This is a genomic window from Ralstonia edaphi, from assembly GCF_958350185.1.
Classification (GTDB): Bacteria; Pseudomonadota; Gammaproteobacteria; order Burkholderiales; family Burkholderiaceae; genus Ralstonia; species Ralstonia edaphi.
In genome coordinates this window covers 505324-521857 of the sequence record NZ_CATWHI010000005.1, presented here as the reverse complement: position 1 = coordinate 521857, position 16534 = coordinate 505324, and the positions used below count along the sequence as shown (strand labels likewise).

Annotated in this window: 17 protein-coding genes and 1 pseudogene; 7 read left to right on the top strand and 11 right to left on the bottom strand. The window is 65.4% G+C overall.

The genetic code is table 11. The features are described from left to right. Nucleotides 1-11 precede the first annotated feature (11 nt). The 6 genes from R2669_RS19965 to R2669_RS19940 form a co-directional block, all read right to left on the bottom strand. Nucleotides 12-1634: an ABC-F family ATPase gene (locus R2669_RS19965; RefSeq protein WP_316876117.1), complete on the bottom strand. Its 1623-nt coding sequence runs from the start codon at nucleotides 1632-1634 to the stop codon at nucleotides 12-14. Nucleotides 1635-1745: 111 nt separating this feature from the next. Continuing rightward, nucleotides 1746-2672, bottom strand: coding sequence for a muramoyltetrapeptide carboxypeptidase (ldcA, locus tag R2669_RS19960; RefSeq protein ID WP_316901809.1), 927 nt, complete (start codon nucleotides 2670-2672; stop codon nucleotides 1746-1748). Further along, nucleotides 2669-3217, bottom strand: coding sequence for a tRNA adenosine(34) deaminase TadA (gene tadA, locus R2669_RS19955; RefSeq protein ID WP_316901808.1), 549 nt, complete (start codon nucleotides 3215-3217; stop codon nucleotides 2669-2671). Before tadA ends, ldcA begins: the two co-directional genes overlap by 4 nt. Nucleotides 3218-3236: 19 nt before the next feature. Continuing rightward, on the bottom strand, nucleotides 3237-3713 hold the full coding sequence (gene queD / locus R2669_RS19950; RefSeq protein WP_004626765.1) for a 6-carboxytetrahydropterin synthase QueD: 477 nt from the start codon (nucleotides 3711-3713) through the stop codon (nucleotides 3237-3239). A 78-nt stretch (nucleotides 3714-3791) separates the two neighbouring features. Beyond that, nucleotides 3792-4430, bottom strand: a complete 639-nt coding sequence (gene queE, locus R2669_RS19945; protein WP_206272128.1) for a 7-carboxy-7-deazaguanine synthase — start codon at nucleotides 4428-4430, stop codon at nucleotides 3792-3794. Between the two features lie 246 nt (nucleotides 4431-4676). Then, nucleotides 4677-5894, bottom strand: a complete 1218-nt coding sequence (locus tag R2669_RS19940; protein WP_316901807.1) for an MFS transporter — start codon at nucleotides 5892-5894, stop codon at nucleotides 4677-4679. A 148-nt stretch (nucleotides 5895-6042) separates the two neighbouring features. Between R2669_RS19940 and R2669_RS19935 the strand changes: the two genes are divergently transcribed. From R2669_RS19935 to R2669_RS19920, 4 genes and pseudogenes are all read left to right on the top strand, one after another. Then, a complete protein-coding gene (locus R2669_RS19935) occupies nucleotides 6043-6960 on the top strand; it encodes a LysR substrate-binding domain-containing protein (RefSeq protein WP_316887775.1) in 918 nt (305 codons plus the stop codon). 3 nt (nucleotides 6961-6963) lie between these two features. After that, nucleotides 6964-7161, top strand: a pseudogene (locus R2669_RS19930) (DsbA family protein); the annotation flags it as partial. Nucleotides 7162-7164: 3 nt separating this feature from the next. After that, a complete protein-coding gene (locus R2669_RS19925) occupies nucleotides 7165-7992 on the top strand; it encodes an isocitrate lyase/PEP mutase family protein (protein ID WP_316887773.1) in 828 nt (275 codons plus the stop codon). Nucleotides 7993-8022: 30 nt separating this feature from the next. Continuing rightward, the gene (locus tag R2669_RS19920; protein WP_316901806.1) at nucleotides 8023-9234 is read left to right on the top strand and encodes an MFS transporter; all 1212 of its coding nucleotides are present in this window, start codon (nucleotides 8023-8025) and stop codon (nucleotides 9232-9234) included. Here the strand turns inward: R2669_RS19920 and R2669_RS19915 are convergent. Beyond that, entirely contained in the window at nucleotides 9227-10129 is a 903-nt protein-coding gene (locus R2669_RS19915; RefSeq protein WP_316901805.1) for a LysR family transcriptional regulator, read from the bottom strand. The genes R2669_RS19920 and R2669_RS19915 overlap by 8 nt on opposite strands. Before the next feature lie 108 nt (nucleotides 10130-10237). Between R2669_RS19915 and R2669_RS19910 the strand changes: the two genes are divergently transcribed. After that, nucleotides 10238-11119: an MBL fold metallo-hydrolase gene (locus R2669_RS19910; RefSeq protein WP_316901804.1), complete on the top strand. Its 882-nt coding sequence runs from the start codon at nucleotides 10238-10240 to the stop codon at nucleotides 11117-11119. A 25-nt stretch (nucleotides 11120-11144) separates the two neighbouring features. Then, complete coding sequence (locus tag R2669_RS19905; RefSeq protein ID WP_316901803.1) at nucleotides 11145-11840, top strand: DsbA family protein; 696 nt, start codon at nucleotides 11145-11147, stop codon at nucleotides 11838-11840. An 11-nt stretch (nucleotides 11841-11851) separates the two neighbouring features. On the opposite strand, the gene thpR is transcribed toward R2669_RS19905, so the two are convergent. The 3 genes from thpR to pcaH form a co-directional block, all read right to left on the bottom strand. Continuing rightward, complete coding sequence (gene thpR / locus R2669_RS19900) at nucleotides 11852-12520, bottom strand: RNA 2',3'-cyclic phosphodiesterase (RefSeq protein ID WP_316901802.1); 669 nt, start codon at nucleotides 12518-12520, stop codon at nucleotides 11852-11854. Nucleotides 12521-12581: 61 nt separating this feature from the next. Then, the gene (gene pcaG / locus R2669_RS19895; RefSeq protein ID WP_004626744.1) at nucleotides 12582-13277 is read right to left on the bottom strand and encodes a protocatechuate 3,4-dioxygenase subunit alpha; all 696 of its coding nucleotides are present in this window, start codon (nucleotides 13275-13277) and stop codon (nucleotides 12582-12584) included. Continuing rightward, entirely contained in the window at nucleotides 13277-14026 is a 750-nt protein-coding gene (pcaH, locus tag R2669_RS19890; RefSeq protein ID WP_004626742.1) for a protocatechuate 3,4-dioxygenase subunit beta, read from the bottom strand. Before pcaH ends, pcaG begins: the two co-directional genes overlap by 1 nt. Nucleotides 14027-14119: 93 nt before the next feature. Between pcaH and pcaQ the strand changes: the two genes are divergently transcribed. Then, nucleotides 14120-15064 carry a pca operon transcription factor PcaQ gene (gene pcaQ, locus R2669_RS19885; RefSeq protein ID WP_096744913.1) on the top strand — a complete coding sequence of 315 codons (945 nt, stop codon included), beginning with the start codon at nucleotides 14120-14122 and terminating at the stop codon, nucleotides 15062-15064. A gap of 63 nt (nucleotides 15065-15127) precedes the next feature. Here pcaQ and R2669_RS19880 read toward each other — a convergent pair whose 3' ends face one another. After that, nucleotides 15128-16516 (bottom strand): L-cystine transporter, encoded by a 1389-nt coding sequence (locus R2669_RS19880; protein ID WP_316901801.1) that lies wholly within the window; start codon nucleotides 16514-16516, stop codon nucleotides 15128-15130. Between the last annotated feature and the right edge of the window lie 18 nt (nucleotides 16517-16534).

The following is a 16534-nucleotide window of genomic DNA, read 5'->3' as shown; positions in this document are numbered from 1 at the left end:
AGGATTGGCGCTCAGACTTCGACGCCCTGGCTTTGCAGGTATTCGTCGTAGGTGCCGAGGTAGTCGGTCAGCGTGCCGTCCGGGCGCACTTCGATCACACGCGTGGCCAGGGCACTGATCAACTCGCGATCATGCGACACGAAGATCAGCGTGCCTTCGAACTTGTCGAGCGCGATCTGCAGCGACTCGATGGATTCCATGTCCATGTGGTTGGTCGGCTCGTCCAGCGCCAGCACGTTGTGACGGCCGAGCATCAGCTTGCCCCAGATCATGCGGCCCTTCTCGCCACCGGAGAGCACCTTCACACTCTTCTTGATGTCGTCGGCCGAGAACAGCAGGCGGCCCATCGTGCCGCGCAACGATTGGTCGTCATCGCCGGGCTGCATCCACTGGCTCATCCAGTCCATCAGGTCGCGGTCTTCGGGGAATTCTTCGTAGGTGTCCTGCGGCATATAGCCGACATTGGCGTTCTCCGCCCACTTGACGGTGCCGCCGTCGATCTCGATGCCGCGCTGCACGCCGGTCTTCACGGCACCGTTCAGCAGGCAACGCAGCAGCGTGGTCTTGCCCGCGCCGTTCTCACCGATGATGGCAATCCGCTCGCCCGCGCGCACGGCCATCGTCAGGCCGTCGAAAATCTTGCGGTCGTACGTCTTGCGTGCGTTCTCGGTTTCCACTGCCAGGTTGTGCAGCTTCTTCTCCATCTCGAAACGGACGAACGGATTCTGGCGCGACGACGGCTTGATGTCTTCGACCTTGATCTTGTCGATCATCTTCAGGCGCGACGTAGCCTGGCGAGCCTTGGACTTGTTGGCCGAGAAGCGGCGCACGAAGTCCTGCAGATCGGAAATGCGCTCCTTGGCCCGCGCATTGGCGGCCTGCAGGCGTTCGCGCGCCTGCAGGGAGGCTTCCATGTAGTCGTCGTAGTTGCCCGGGTAGACCTTCAGCGTGCCGTAATCCATGTCGGCCATGTGCGTGCAGACCGAGTTCAGGAAGTGGCGATCGTGGGAGATGATGATCATGGTGGAATTGCGCTCATTGAGCACCGATTCCAACCAGCGGATCGTATTGATGTCGAGGTTGTTGGTCGGCTCGTCCAGCAGCAGCACATCCGGGTTCGAGAACAGCGCCTGCGCCAGCAGCACACGCAGCTTCCAGCCGGGGGCGACGTTGCTCATCGTGCCGTTGTGCTGGTCGGTCGGAATGCCGACGCCCATCAGCAGTTCACCGGCACGCGCTTCGGCGGTGTAGCCGTCGTATTCGGCGTACTTGGCCTCCAGGTCGGCGGCCTTCATGTAGTCGTCGTCGGTGGCTTCCGGGTTGGCGTAGATGGCATCGCGCTCCTGCGCGGCGGCCCACATTTCGGTGTGGCCCATCATCACGACGTCCAGCACGCGCATGTCTTCGTAGGCGAACTGATCCTGACGCAGCTTGCCCAGGCGCACGCCCGGTTCGAGGATCACGTTGCCGGAACTGGGCTCCAGATCGCCGCCCAGGATCTTCATGAAGGTCGACTTGCCGCAACCGTTGGCGCCGATCAGGCCATAGCGATTGCCCTCGCCAAACTTGACCGAGATGTTCTCGAACAAGGGCTTGGGCCCGAACTGCATGGTGATGTTGGCGGTGGAAAGCACGTGGAAACCTTGATTTGGAAAGCGGTGATCTGGCGCGGCAAGCACTCGGCCGTCGCCATTTGGAGAACCTGGGATTTTACCACCCGGACGTGACCCGGATGGCCCGCGGGCTTATGCCTTGAGTGTCGGATATCCCGACAAGTGCAGCGTAAAGCCCGCGGCGTCGACGTCCAGCTCGGCATGTGCGCCAATCGGCAGCGTCGCCTTGGTCGGGCAATGTCCGAACGGCAAGCCGGTAAGCACAGGAATCGACAGACGTTCGGCCAGGTAGTCGCGCATGGCGTCGAAATCGTAGCCGGCGTCGTACGGCGTGGTGCGATAGCCGGAAAAATCGCCCAGCACCAGCGCCTGCTGCGCATCGAGCACGCCGGCCTGCTGCAGTTGCAGCAGCATGCGCTCAACGCGGTACGGGTGCTCGTTGATGTCCTCAACGAACAGGATGCCGTCGCGAATGTCCGGCAGATACGGCGTGCCGATCAGGCTGCACAGCATGGCCAGATTGCCGCCCCACAGCGTGCCGGCATAGCGCCCGGACCGCGCGCAGCCTTTGGGTTGCGGGCCATCCACACGCAGCGCGTAGGTCTGGCTGCGCAAGATGCCCCAGAAGTGCTCGACCATGAACGCGTCCAGCGTCTCCAACCCGAAGTCCGAACAGACGTGCGGACCGGCAAACGTCACGCCGCCCGTGGCCGCCAGGTACGCCAGCGAAAACACGGTGAAATCGCTGTGGCCGACGATGATGGCGTCTGTCGCCTGCGCGCGGCGGCCGATGTCGATGAAGTCAATGTGGTCCAGCAAACGCGTGAGGCCATACCCGCCGCGAATGGCCATGGCGATTTCCTGGCCGCCGCCCGTGCCGATCTGCTTCAGATCGGCCAGCCGCGCGAGTTCCCCACCGGCAAAACGCTGATGCTGCCGGCTCAGGCACTCGCGGTTGACGACCACGCAGCCCTGCGCTTCCAACGCCGCCACGCCGCGCTCGGCGACGGCCGCATCGTTCGGGTAACCGGAAGGCGCAATCAGGCGGACAGTGGTCATGTGGCGGTTTGGTCGGGTTCGGTGGACGCCAGCCGTGCGGCCCTCTGGCTCGCGCGGCGCTCGGCGAAAAAGGCGCGCAGCATGTCGCCGCATTCCTGCGCGAGCACGCTGCCGGTGATGGCGGTCTGGTGGTTGAGCCGCGTTTCTGCAAACAGGTCGAGGATGCTGCCCGCGGCGCCCGTCTTGGGGTCCGGCGCGCCGTAGACGACGCGCGCTACACGGGCATGCAGCATGGCGCCGGCGCACATCACGCACGGCTCCAGCGTCACGAAGACTTCGCAGTCGGGCAGGCGGTAGTTGCCGAGCTTCTCGGCGGCCTGGCGTAGGGCGCGCATCTCGGCATGCGCCGATGGGTCGTGCGTGCCGATCGGCGCGTTGTAGCCGACGCCGACGATCTCGTTGCCGCGCACGACCACCGCGCCCACCGGCACCTCGCCCTGCCCCCATGCGAACTTGGCCTGCACGAGCGCCTGCCGCATCCAGTAGCCGTCGCGCTCGTGGGCGGACATGTCGGCGGGCGGAGTGAGGACGTGCGGTGTGGTCATGCGATCCGGCGCCGTCGAATCAATCCTGCTCGTGCGGGCGCGCGAGCTTCACGTCGGCCCAGCAGTTCGGGGTTTCGTACAGCACGAGCTTGGACAGCCGCAGATGATGCCCGAACGCATTGCGGAACACCGGCTCGAGAATGTCGAAGGCCACCTGCGCGAGGTTCTCGACGGTGGGCACGTCATTCAGCACGACGGTCTTGTGACCGCCTTCCATGTCGTTCAGGAATTCAACGAGCTTCGTGTCGCCGCGATAGACGAGGAAAGCGTGATCCCACAGGTCGACGAGGTGCTTGTTGGCGAGCTGCTTGACGTCGCCGAAGTCGAGGATCATGCCGTCGTCGGCGGCTTTGTCGTTGTGCAGGACTTCGCCGGTCAGCGTGAGTTCGAGCTGATAGCGATGGCCGTGCAGGTTGCGGCACTGGCCGGCATGGCCCGGGATGCGGTGGCCGGCGTCGAATTCGAGCCGGCGCGTAATGGAAACGGTCTTGGTCATGGAGCAAGGTGGCGGCAGCGGGCGCCGCGAAACGGCTGGAACCGGCAGAAAACCGGGGACAAAGTGCTGCGGCCCGCCTTAGCGGATGCCCAGCATCTTATGGGTTTGCAGCGACAGGCGCCAGCGCGGCCGGCGCTGGCACAGCTCAACGGCAGCCGCCGTATTTTGCCGGGCGAGCGGGCCGTCCATGGCCTGCAGGAAGAAATGCTGGAAATCCAGCCGTTCGTATGCGTCGAGGTCCTGCCCGTCTTGCGGGATCACCACCTTCAGCTCGTCGCCGCGCGTGACGACGAGTTCGGAGCCCATCTTGGGGCTCACGCACACCCAGTCGATGCCGTCCGGCACGGCGATGGTGCCGTTGGTCTCGATGGCGATTTCGAAGCCGCGTGCGTGCAGCGCGTCGATCAGCGGCTTGTCCAGTTGCAGCAGCGGCTCGCCGCCGGTGCAGATGACGAGGGGCTTGCCGCCCGTGGCGCTGGCCGGCCATTCGGCGGCAACGGTATCGGCGAGTGCGTCGGCGGTGGCGTATTTGCCGCCTTGCGTGCCGTCCGTGCCGACGAAGTCGGTGTCACAGAACTGGCAGACGGCGGTGGCGCGATCGGCTTCGCGCCCACTCCAGAGATTGCAGCCGGCAAAGCGGCAGAAGACAGCTGCGCGGCCGGTGTTGGCACCCTCGCCTTGCAGCGTGTAGAAGATTTCCTTGACGGCGTAAGTCATGTCTGAACGGTGGCATTCACAGGAGAACGACGCAAAAGCGGCGTTTTTCCCGCGCAAACCGTACCAGTGCCCACTAGTGATTAACCTGATATTGTTTCACAAATCGGGCTCTTGCGTCGTCCTAGCCGCAGAAGGACGCCAACGTCACAAAAGAAAATGCACCTTCCGGCGTCAGCCACGCCGCAAAGACCAGGGCAGCGCCGGCCGCTGCCAGCGCCCACGCCGCCCATCGATTGAGCCGATCCTTCATGCCGGTTGCGCCATCGGCGTGCGCGCGAGTTGGCGATCGTCGATCGGCCAGTGCAGCAGCGCGGCCACCACGCCGAGCACCATCGCGCCAAACCAGATTGCATCGTAGGAATGCAGGTGGTCGTACACCACGCCGCCCAGCCACACGCCCAGGAACGCGCCGATCTGGTGACCAAGGAATACGAAGCCGAACAGCGTGCCGATGTAGCGCACGCCAAACACCTGCGACAGCAGCCCGTTCGTCAGCGGCACCGTGCCGAGCCACAGCAGGCCCATCACGATGGCAAACGCATACAGCGTTGCCGGCGACAGCGGCAGCAGGATAAACAACGCAATCGCCGCCGTGCGAATCAGGTACAGCAACGACAGCAGATATTTGCGCCGGAACAGCCCGCCCAGCGCGCCGCAGTAATACGTGCCGACGATGTTGGCGGCGGCAATCAGCGCCAGCGCCACCATGCCGTGGCGGCCGGTGAGTCCCTTGTCGAGGAGATACGCCGGCATGTGCGCACCGATAAAGGCGAGCTGGAATCCGCACGTGAGGAACCCGAGATTCAGCAGCCAGAAACCGCGGTGGGCGAAGGCCTCGCGGATGGCTGCGCCCATGCTTTGATGCGCCTCCTGCGTGGCGACATTGGATGCCCTCTCGCGCAACGGCGCCGCCAGCGGCAAGAAGATCGCCATGACCACCGCCATGACGACCAGCGCCGTCACCCAGCCGACCGTGCTCAGCAACCCCTGCGCCGTCGGCACCATCACGAACTGGCCGACACCGCCCACTGCGCCCGCCACGCCCAGCGCCCAGCTGCGTAGCTCGGGCGGCGTCAACCGGCTGATCGCGCCATACACCACGCCGAACGACGTGCCTGACAGCCCGAGCCCGATCAGCCCGCCGGCCGAGAGCGTGAACCCAAGCGGCGTGCCCGCATGTGCCATCAACAGCAAACCGAGCGCATAGACGACGATGCCGGCCACCACCACCTTGGCGGCCCCGTAGCGGTCGGCAAGCATGCCCGCAAAAGGCTGTGCCGCGCCCCAGATGAGGTTTTGCAATGCGATCGCCAGGCCGAAGGTTTCGCGTGTCCAGCCATGGCCCATCGTGACGGGCACGAGGAAGAGCCCTTGCACGTGCCGAATGCCCAGCGCCACGCCGATCACCGCGCCGCCTGCCAATACCGGCAACCAGGGCGATTGCGTGAGAGATTTCGATGTCATGAGTGTTTTTCTCCGGTGTGACTGACATTCCGGCTTCGCAAGCGTGTGGAGCGTGCATGAGGCTGGAATGTCGTCCGATGGCTTATTACACTTCGCCCTATCTGGCTTCTCAATTGATCTTTGAGAACGCCTTGCATGAGGAAAACGCATGTCGACTCCCCTGGTTCGGTTGGCCTCCCTGGACTTGTTGCGCGGCTTCGTGGCGGTAGGCCGGCGCATGAGCATCACGCTCGCGGCCGATGATCTGTGTCTGACGCAATCGGCTGTGAGCCGGCAGGTGTCTGCGCTGGAAGAGGCGCTGGGCGTGAAGCTGCTCGTGCGCGGGCACCGCTCGATTGCGTTCACGCCCGAGGGCGAACGCCTGTTCCGCAGCGCCGACAGTGCCGTGCAGCAGCTGCAGGACGCCATCGGGGCCATTCGCGTGGCGGCCGAACGTCGGCCGGTCACGATCACGGCCAGCATCGGCGTCACCGGCCTGTGGCTGCTGCCGCGCCTCGCCCGCTTCCAGCAGCAATACCCCGACATCGACGTGCGCGTCGCCACCAACAACCGCCTCGTCGACCTGAAGAACGAAGGCATTGAACTTGCCATCCGGTATTGCCCACCGAGCGATGCGCCGCCCGGTGCAATCCGGCTGTTTGGGGAGACCGTTGCGCCGGTCGCGCATCCGTCGCTGGGACTGCGCTCGCTGGATTCCGCCGAGGCGCTTGCTGGCCAAACGCTGCTCGACTTTGACGACCGCGACCTGCGCCGCCCCTGGCTCCAATGGACTGACTGGCTGGCCGCCGCCGGCTGGAGCCACGCCAAGCCGCGCACCGTGCTGCGCTTCAACCAGCACGACCAGATCATCCATGCAGCGGTGGCCGGCCAGGGCATCGCGCTGGGCCGTCTGGAGTTGATCGCGCCGCTGCTGGCGGACGGCCGCCTGGTCACCGTACCGACCATCGCCCCGGGGGTGCGCAACACGCATGCGTACTGGTTGATCCAATCCGAGCCGAGCCCGCGCCGCGACGTGCGCGATGTGGCTGCCTGGATCTGTTCGGAAGCGGCCACGCACGCTGCATGAAAGGTGCTTGAGGCGAGCACTGACAACGCTCGGTTTACCGCCCTGCGCGAGCAAACGCACGCCGGGCAGATTCGTGGCATCTTTGGCGCTCCCATGTTCTTTGTCGGCGACGCGATGTTCTGGGGCAATGACCGCCTGGACGATGCGCTCGCCCGTGCCGCAGCAGTGCAGTCCAACCCTCATCCACTTCACACCGGATAGCCCATGCCGACCCAGATCGAAAAAGCCCACGCCTTCCGCGCGCTGCACGAACGCAGCGGCACCTTTGTGATTCCCAATCCGTGGGACCCGGGCTCGGCCCGGCTGCTGGCATCGCTGGGCTTCGAAGCATTGACCAGCACCAGCGCCGGCTTCGCCTTCTCGCGTGGGCTGCCCGACTATGGCGTCGGCCGCGACACCATCCTCGCGCATGTGGCCGACCTGGCAGCCGCCACGGACGTACCCATGGCTGCCGACCTGGAAAACGGCTTTGGCGACGCCCCGGAAACCGTCGCCGAGACCATCCGCCTGGCGGGCGCCACCGGCATCGTCGGCGGCTCGATTGAAGACGCGACGGGCCGCGCAGACGCGCCGATCTACTCGCTGGAAGCTTCGGTCGACCGCGTGCGCGCTGCGGTGGAGGCTGCGCGCGCGTTGCCGTTTCCGTTCACGCTGACCGCCCGCGCCGAAAACCACCTGCACGGCCGCAACGACCTGGCTGACACGATCCGCCGCCTGCAGGCCTTTCAGGACGCCGGCGCCGACGTGCTCTACGCCCCAGGCCTGAAAACGCGCGACGAAATCGCCACCGTGCTGCGCGAGATCGATCGGCCGCTCAACGTGCTGATGGGCTTCGCCGACGGCAACCTTAGCGTGGCCGAGTTGACGGAACTGGGCGTCAAGCGCATCAGCGTGGGCGGCACGCTGGCACGCGTTGCCATGGGTGCATTCCTGCGGGCGGCGGAAGAGTTGCGCACCACCGGCACGTTCGCCTTCGCGCGCGATGCCGCCAGCGGCGCCAAGCTCAACAGCCTCTTCGCGCCGTTCGCCTGACGCTCTCGATCGAAGGAAAGCCAATCGTCCATGGCACCCTCCCCGACCGACACCAAGCCGCCCGGCGGCCTGCGCCAGATTCCCGCCGGGATCTGGGTGCTGGGCTGCGTCAGCCTGCTGATGGACATTGCCTCCGAGATGATCCACAGCCTGCTGCCGCTGTTCATGGTGTCGGCGCTGGGCGCCAGTGCGTTGTCGGTCGGACTGATCGAAGGCCTGGGCGAATCGACTGCGCTCATCGTCAAGATCTTCTCCGGCACGCTGAGCGACTACCTTGGCAAGCGCAAGGGCCTGGCGGTCTTCGGCTATGCGCTGGGCGCGCTGTCCAAACCGTTGTTCGCCATCGCACCCACCGCGGGCATTGTGCTGACGGCCCGCCTGCTGGACCGTGTCGGCAAGGGCGTCCGCGGGGCGCCGCGCGATGCGCTGGTCGCCGACATTGCCCCGCCTGCACTGCGCGGGGCGGCCTTCGGGCTGCGGCAGTCGCTCGATACCGTGGGCGCGTTTCTGGGGCCGCTGCTGGCGGTCGGCTTGATGCTGCTGTGGGCCGATGACTTCCGCGCCGTGTTCTGGCTGGCCGTGGTGCCGGGGCTGCTCTCCGTTGCGCTGCTGATGTTCGGCCTGCGGGAGCCCGAAACCCACAACGGCGCCCATCGCACCAACCCGATCCGCCGCGACAACCTCCGGCGGTTGAACAGCGCGTACTGGTGGGTGGTGATGATCGGCGCCGTCTTCACGCTCGCGCGGTTTTCCGAAGCGTTCCTGGTGCTGCGGGCACAGCAAGGCGGCATTCCGCTGGCGCTGGTGCCGCTGGTCATGGTGGCGATGAACGTCGTCTATGCGGTGGCGGCGTATCCGTTCGGCAAGCTCTCTGACCGCATGAGTCACACGAAGCTGCTCGCGCTTGGGCTGGTGGTGCTGATTGCCGCCGATGTGGTGCTCGGCCTGTCCGCTCACTGGAGCGTGGTCATCGCAGGCGTGGCGCTGTGGGGCGTGCACATGGGCATCACGCAGGGCTTGCTGGCAACCATGGTCGCCGACACCGCACCGGCCGACTTGCGCGGCACCGCTTACGGCATGTTCAACCTCGTAAGCGGGTTGGCCATGTTGGCTGCCAGCGTGCTGGCGGGCTTGTTGTGGGACAGGCTGGGCGCAGCCGCGACATTCCACGCGGGGGCGGTGTTCTGCGTGCTGGCGTTGGGCCTGTTGGCTATGCGAGGTAAGTCTTCCGGAATCATGTGACGTTCGGCTGCGCCCTGAACCAGTCCACCAGAAAATCCAGCATCGCCCGCAGCGCCGCCGGCATCTGCCTGCGCGAGCTGTACACGCCGTGAATGCCCAGCGCCTGCGGCACGTGGTCGGGCAACAAACGCACGAGTTGCCCGCTGGCGATCAGCGGCGCGGCAGCAAACACCGGCTGCAATGCAATGCCTGCGCCCTCCCGCGCCGCTGCCAGCAGGACCATCGATTCATTCGCACTCAGATTGCCGCCCACCGGCACGTCTGATGGGGCGCCCGTCTTCGCCTCGGTGAACTTCCACAGGCTCTTGCCGAAGTACGAATACGTCAGGCAGTTGTGAACGGCCAGGTCCTGCACGCGACACGGTGTGCCGTGCGCGGCCAGGTAAGACGGCGCCGCCACCACGACGGATTCGCACATGCCCAGCGGCCGCGCAATCAGGTTCGGATCCAGATCGTTGGTAATGCGCACGGCCAAGTCGATGCGCTCTTCCACGAGGTTGATGGTGCGGTTGTCGACCACCAGATCGACGGCCGTTTGCGGATAGCGTCGCAGATAGGCCGTCACCGCCGCGCTCAGCATCTGCTGCGCCAGGGACTGCGCGCACGCAATGCGCAGCAGACCGCGCGGCGTATCGGCTTCAGGACCATCCGTCACGGCCATCTGTGAAGCGATTTCCAGCATCTGCCGGCAGCGCGCGAGCGTGGCCTCGCCGGCGGGTGTCAGGCCGATGCGGCGCGTGGTCCGGTGCAGCAGCCGCGCGCCCGACCACGCTTCCATCTGCGCCAGATAGCGCGTGACCATCGCGCGCGACATGTCGAGCGCTTCGGCGGCGGCGCTCAGGCTGCCGCGCTCGACAATCGCCACAAACACTTCGGCCGACGTGATGCGATCCATATTCGATCGATTGGAGAAACAAATATGCGCATCTTAGGGGGTTTTTCGATCGAATCAAGCAACCTAAAGTGGCGACATTGCACTCATTTCGTCCGACTGGAGAAACCGATGTCCCTGCTCCGCACCTTGCTTGCCGCCGGCCTGGTCAGCGCTGGCCTTGCTGCTCACGCTGCCCCGGCCGCCCCCTTGCATCTCGAGGTCTACAACCCCGGCGCCAAGGGCATCTTCCCGGTGTCGTCGGAGATCATCAGCGGCGCGCACGAGGCGATCCTGATCGACGCGCAATTCCAGCGCAGCGATGCAGAAGCGCTCGTGCAGAAACTCAAGGCCGGCGGCAAGACGCTCACCACGGTCTACATCAGCCAGAGCGATCCGGATTATTACTTCGGCCTCGACGTCATCCGCGCTGCCTTCCCGAACGCGAAGATCGTGGCCACACCGCAAACCGTGGCCGCCATCAAGGCATCAATGAACGGCAAGCTCGCCTACTGGGGCCCGATCCTCAAGGACAACGCGCCCAAGACGCTCGTACTGCCCGACGTGCTGAACGCCGACCACCTCACGCTGGAAGGCCGCACCATCGACATCAAGGGACTGAACGGCCCCGACGCGGCACGCACGTATCTGTGGATCCCGTCGATCAAGACCGTGGCCGGCGGCGTGGTCGTCAACAGCGGCGACCACGTTTGGGTAGCCGACACGCAGACACGCGAATCGCGCCTGGGCTGGTTGCAGACGCTGGACAACATCACAGCGCTCAAGCCGACGACCGTGGTGCCCGGTCACTTCACGGGTGCAATGCCAGCGGGGCTGGACGCGGTACGCTTTACCGCGGATTACCTGAAGACCTTTGAGGTACAGGCCGCCAAGGCGAACAACTCGGCGGAGCTGATCAAGGCGATGAAGGCGGCTTATCCGACGCTGGCCGGCGAGGCATCGCTGGAGCTGAGCGCCAAGGTCATCAAGGGCGAAATGAAGTGGCCGCAGTAAGCTGGCCTGCCACCGAGGAAACAACATGACGACGTTGCATTACATCTACGACCCGCTGTGCGGCTGGTGCTACGGCGCCGCGCCGCTGGTGGAAGCCGCGCGCACGGTGCCCGGCCTCACGATCGCCTTCCACGGCGGCGGCATGCTTGCCGGGCCGAATCGCCGCGCGGTCACGCCCCAATGGCGCGACTACGTGATGCCGCACGACCATCGCATTGCCGAGTTGACCGGCCAGCCGTTCGGAGAGCCCTACTTTGACGGCCTGTTGCGCGACACCACGGCGGTGATGGATTCGGAGCCGCCGATTACCGCCGTGCTTGCAGCCCAGGCGCTCGGCGGCCGCGGGCTGGACATGATCCATCGCATCCAACGTGCGCATTACGAACAAGGCCGTCGCATTGCCGATGTGCCGGTACTGCGCGCGCTGGCAGCCGAGATCGGTCTATCGCCCGAAGCATTCGATGCGGAATACGCACGGCAAGCCGGTGCGCTCACGCAGCAGCACATCGCGCAAAGCCGACAATGGCTCGATCGAGTGGGCGGTCAGGGTTTTCCGACGTTTGCGCTGGAAGATGCCGAGGGTCAACTGGGCATCATCGACATTGGCCCGTGGCTCGGCAAACCGGAACACTGGGCTCAGGCGCTGGCGCAGCACATCGGCACGCCTGCCCCGGTGGACCAAGCCGATGGCCCTGTCTGCGGGCCGGACGGCTGCGCGTAACGACATGGCGCTCAACCTTTAAGCGCCCAGCGGCCGAGTTCGTCGTAGCGCGTTTTGCCTAGCCAACTATGGATGAGAACGAACTCGCGCACGGTCCACGTGATGGGCTCGACCGCTTTCGGCGCAAAGCCGCCGCGGTCATACAACAGCGTGATGTGCGGCTTGAAATGCCCACGCGGCACCGGCACGGCGGCATGCTGGAGCGCCTCGCCCAGCGCCGCCTGAAACGCCATCAAGCCGCCCACGCCCTCATCGCCCAGCAGCACGAACGGCCGATGGTCGCGCCGCCCATGAAAGCTCACCACCTGGTTGAACGTGGCGTCGAATGCCGGCAACGCCAAGCTGTCCGCCGCTGCGCGCACACGCGCCACGACGTCGTCAGGCGGCAGATGAACGAAATCGCCCAGATGATGCAGCGTGACATGCAGGCGCTCCGTACGCAGCGCCTTGCCCTTGAAGCCCACGACGGGCCGCAATTGCTGGATCAGCCGCGCGATGCGCTCGGCGGTATCCACGTCAGGCTTGATCGCCAGAAACAGGCGATGCGCGGGCAATTGCGGAGTGGCTTCGAATCCGGGAAGAGTGAGCTGGGTCACGGCAGGGTCGTCAAACGCCGGGCTGGCGATCCACCCATTATCGACGCCCGCATGACGTCCCGCTGAAAGTCTTGCTGCCCGCATCAAAAACAACGCCCGGCGGTGTGAACCTGCCGGGCGTGGTCTCTTGGATGTGATGCGGCGATCAGATGTCGAAGAACACCGTCTCCGCGCCGCCATCCGGCGTGTCTTGCAGGCGCACGTCGAAGGTGTAGACCACCTCGCCGTTACGCTCGCTGCGCTGGGCAATCAGCGTCTTGCGGCGCACTTCCCACTCGATGCCGTTCAGCACCGGGTCCGTGCCGTTGGCCGCGGCCTCATCGCTGAAGTACACGCGTGTGTGCAGACCGAGGTTGATGCCGCGCGCAAACAGGATCATGCAGATGTGCGGTGCCTGCGTGGTCCCGCTGCGACCCGCCACGGCGCCCGGCTTGATCGTGTCGAAGCGATAGACGCCCGTATCGAAATCGGCTCCGGCGCGGCCCCAGCCGCGGAATGCCGGGTCGACAGGTTTGTCTTGCCGATCGGCCGGATGGGCGTATTTGCCGTCCGCGTTGGCTTGCCAGATCTCGATCAGCACGTCGCGCACGAGCGAGCCCGAGCCATCGTAGACGCGGCCTTCCAGCGCGATGCGTTCGCCGCGTGTGGCGGGCGTCGTCAGGACGCTGCCGAATTCCTTGTCGTAGATGTCGAAGCCGGCCTGGCGCGGTGCGAGGCCGATGTGCACGTATGGGCCGCCCGTCTGCGATGCGGTTTCGTTGAAATGCGCGAACGGCGGCGTTGTCGTCATGGCCGTTGCCTGGGCACGTTCGAGCGATTCACGCAGTGTGGTCGTGGTCATCACTTGGCTCCTTGCAGGGCGGGCACGGCGTTTTCGAAATGCGTGGCACGGCGGCCGCGCAGCGTGATGTCGAAGCGGTAGCAGCGGCTGTCGAGGGGCACGTGGTTCGCCGTGTCGTGCAGCGCGATCAGGCCGCGCACCTGCTCTTCGCTGGGGATGGTCTTGATGATGGGGCACTGCGCGATCATCGGGTCGCCCTCGAAGTACATCTGCGTGATGAGGCGCTGGGCCCAGCCATCGCCCGAGAGCGAGTAATGGATGTGCGACGGGCGCCAATCATTGATGCGGTTGCGCCACGGATACGGGCCGGGCTTGATGGTGCGATAGACGTAGTAGCCGTTGGCATCCGTCAGCATGCGGCCGCAGCCGCCAAAGTTCGGGTCGATCGGCGCGATGTACTGGTCTTTCTTGTGGCGGTAGCGGCCGCCGGCGTTGGCCTGCCACACCTCCACCAGCGCGTTCGGCACGGGGCGGCCGAACTCGTCGCGCACGTAGCCGTGGACGATGATGCGCTCGCCGATCGGCAGGCCTTCCTTGGCGTAGTTGAGAATCAGGTCGTTGTCGAGCGCGCCCAGGTCGTCGGCATGGAATACCGGTGCGGTGGTTTCCGACAGCGTATTCAGGGTGGAAATGAGCGCATTGCGCGGCGAGCGCAGCACGCTGGTCTTGTAGCCGGGGGTCAGTGCGGGCGGATGCTGCGCGGTGTCGCGCTGGGCGAATTCGCCGGTGCCGGAAAGCGGCAGGGTCATGGGGCGTCTCCTTATGAAATCGTGCAGAGACTGTATCGCCGACAAAAAGTGAAGTAAATTGACTTCTTATCGGAAAATCGATAACCCCAAGTTATGGAAAGTGCCTTCTCAACGGACTTGCCGTCCCGCATCCGCTTTCGCCATCTGAGCTGCTTTGTCGCCATCGCGCAGGAGCGCAACCTGAGGCGCGCCGCCGAGCGGTTGCATCTGAGCCAGCCGGCGGTGTCGAAAACGCTCGGTGAGCTGGAGGCGCTGGCGGGTGTGCAGCTCGTGGAGCGCGGCCGGCAAGGCGCACGGCTCACCGCGGCCGGCGAGCAATTCCTGCGGCATGCGGTGGGCGTAACGCAGGCGCTGGAATCGGCCACCGCCGCGCTGATGGGATCGACGGATGCATCCGCGCCGGTCGTGCATGTGGGCGCCCTGCCCACGGTGGCCAGCAGCCTGCTGCCCCAGGCGATTGCCCATTTGCACGCGCAGCGCCCGCATGCCGGCGTGCGGTTGCGCACCGGCACCAATGTCGAGCTGCTGACCGCGCTCAAGGCCGGCGAACTCGATTTCATCGTCGGGCGCATGGCCGAGCCGGACCGCATGCAGGGGCTGTCGTTCGAGTTGCTGTATGCCGAGCCGCTGGCGCTGGTCGTGCGGCCCGGGCATCCGCTGCTAACGCAGCCGGGTGCATCGGCCTCGCTGCAGGCGGTGCTGGATTACCCGCTGGTGATCGCCACGCCGGGCACGGTGCCGCGCCATCACACCGAAGCGCTGTTCCAGACGCACGGGCTGCGCTTGCCGGCGGGCGTGACGGAAACGCTTTCGGTGTCTGTCGCACGGTTGCTGGCGTGCCGGTCGGATGCGGTGTGGATCACGCCCGAGCGCGCCGCCGCCGACGACCTGGCGCATGGTCAACTCGCCCGTCTGGACATCGTCACGTCGGGCACCAAGGAGCCCGTCGGCCTGCTACGCAGAAGCGCCGCCACGCCCAGCGAACTGGCCAGCGCGTTCATGGAACTGCTGACGGAGCTGGCGCAGACGCCCGACTGAGCCGCCCTGCGCTCAAAAAAAATGCCGACCCCATGGCCGGCATTTTTCGTTTCGACGCGCAGATCAGCGGTGCGCCATCTCCACGTCATCGTCAGCATCGAAGACACTGCGATCGGTCTGCCCCAGCAACTGGCTGGTGATCGTCCCGGCCGTCATCGAGCCGTTGACGTTGAGCGCGGTACGGCCCATGTCGATCAACGGTTCGATGGAGATCAGCAGCGCCACGAGCGTCACCGGCAAGCCCATCGCCGGCAGCACGATCAACGCTGCAAACGTGGCGCCGCCGCCCACACCCGCCACGCCGACCGAGCTGAGCGTGACCACCGCCACGAGCGTCGCAATCCAGACAGGATCGAACGGGTTGATGCCCACGGTGGGCGCCACCATCACTGCCAGCATGGCGGGATACAGGCCTGCGCAGCCGTTCTGGCCAATGGTCGTGCCAAACGATGCGGCGAAGCTGGCGATCGACTCCGGCACGCCGATGCGCCGCGTCTGCGCCTCGATGCTCAGCGGAATGGTGGCTGCACTCGACCGGCTCGTGAACGCGAACGACAGCGCCGGCCAGACCTTGCGAAAGAAGCGAAGCGGATTGATGCCGTTGAGCGTCAGCAGCACGGCATGCACGCCGAACATGATCGCCAGGCCCAGGTAAGACGCCACCACGAAACCGCCGAGCTTGATGATGTCCTGCACGTTGGACACAGCCACCACGTTGGTCATCAGCGCCAGCACGCCGTAAGGGGTCAGGCGAATGACGAGCCGCACGAGCTTCATCACCCACGCCTGCGCGGTGTCAATGGCGGTCAGCACGCGCTCGCCCTTCACCGCATCATCCTTGAGCAGGTTCAAGGCAGCCACGCCGAGGAACGCCGCGAAGATCACCACGCCGATGATGGACGTCGGCTTGGCGCCGGTCAGCTCGGCGAACGGGTTCTTCGGAATGAAGGACTGCACCAGCTGCGGCACCGACAGATCGGCCACCTTGCCGACGTAGTTCTCCTGGATGGCGGTCAGCCGCGCGGTTTCCTGGGCGCCTTGCACCAGCCCCTGCGCCGTCAGGCCAAACAGGTGCGTGACGAACACGCCGACCAGCGCAGAGATTAGTGTCGTAAGCAGCAGCGTGCCGATCGTCAGCACGCTGATCTTGCCCAGCGACGCAGTGCTGTTGAGCTTGGCCACCGAGTTCAGCACTGACACCAGCACCAGCGGCATGACGATCATCTGCAGCAACTGGATATAGCCGCCGCCAACGATGCCGAACCACGAGATCGACTGCTTGAGCGTCGCGTTGTCGTCGCCATAGATCAGGTGCAGTGCCAGCCCGAACACGATGCCCAGCACCATGCCCAGCAGCACACGTTTGGCCAGACTCCAGTTGGCGTTCACGCGACCCAGAGCGATCAGGAGGACGACGAACGTCGCGATATTGAGTAAGAGCGGAAGGTTCATGTTGCTTTGGTGTCGCAC

What these genes read in the sequence shown, in the direction of transcription:
- ldcA (WP_316901809.1), bottom strand. Translation starts at nt 2,672, where the DNA reads ATGACCACTGTCCGCCTGATTGCGCCTTCCGGTTACCCGAACGATGCG.
- tadA (WP_316901808.1), bottom strand. Translation starts at nt 3,217, where the DNA reads ATGACCACACCGCACGTCCTCACTCCGCCCGCCGACATGTCCGCCCAC.
- queD (WP_004626765.1), bottom strand. Translation starts at nt 3,713, where the DNA reads ATGACCAAGACCGTTTCCATTACGCGCCGGCTCGAATTCGACGCCGGC.
- queE (WP_206272128.1), bottom strand. Translation starts at nt 4,430, where the DNA reads ATGACTTACGCCGTCAAGGAAATCTTCTACACGCTGCAAGGCGAGGGT.
- R2669_RS19940 (WP_316901807.1), bottom strand. Translation starts at nt 5,894, where the DNA reads ATGACATCGAAATCTCTCACGCAATCGCCCTGGTTGCCGGTATTGGCA.
- R2669_RS19935 (WP_316887775.1), top strand. Translation starts at nt 6,043, where the DNA reads ATGTCGACTCCCCTGGTTCGGTTGGCCTCCCTGGACTTGTTGCGCGGC.
- R2669_RS19925 (WP_316887773.1), top strand. Translation starts at nt 7,165, where the DNA reads ATGCCGACCCAGATCGAAAAAGCCCACGCCTTCCGCGCGCTGCACGAA.
- R2669_RS19920 (WP_316901806.1), top strand. Translation starts at nt 8,023, where the DNA reads ATGGCACCCTCCCCGACCGACACCAAGCCGCCCGGCGGCCTGCGCCAG.
- R2669_RS19915 (WP_316901805.1), bottom strand. Translation starts at nt 10,129, where the DNA reads ATGGATCGCATCACGTCGGCCGAAGTGTTTGTGGCGATTGTCGAGCGC.
- R2669_RS19910 (WP_316901804.1), top strand. Translation starts at nt 10,238, where the DNA reads ATGTCCCTGCTCCGCACCTTGCTTGCCGCCGGCCTGGTCAGCGCTGGC.
- R2669_RS19905 (WP_316901803.1), top strand. Translation starts at nt 11,145, where the DNA reads ATGACGACGTTGCATTACATCTACGACCCGCTGTGCGGCTGGTGCTAC.
- thpR (WP_316901802.1), bottom strand. Translation starts at nt 12,520, where the DNA reads ATGCGGGCAGCAAGACTTTCAGCGGGACGTCATGCGGGCGTCGATAAT.
- pcaG (WP_004626744.1), bottom strand. Translation starts at nt 13,277, where the DNA reads ATGACCACGACCACACTGCGTGAATCGCTCGAACGTGCCCAGGCAACG.
- pcaH (WP_004626742.1), bottom strand. Translation starts at nt 14,026, where the DNA reads ATGACCCTGCCGCTTTCCGGCACCGGCGAATTCGCCCAGCGCGACACC.
- pcaQ (WP_096744913.1), top strand. Translation starts at nt 14,120, where the DNA reads ATGGAAAGTGCCTTCTCAACGGACTTGCCGTCCCGCATCCGCTTTCGC.
- R2669_RS19880 (WP_316901801.1), bottom strand. Translation starts at nt 16,516, where the DNA reads ATGAACCTTCCGCTCTTACTCAATATCGCGACGTTCGTCGTCCTCCTG.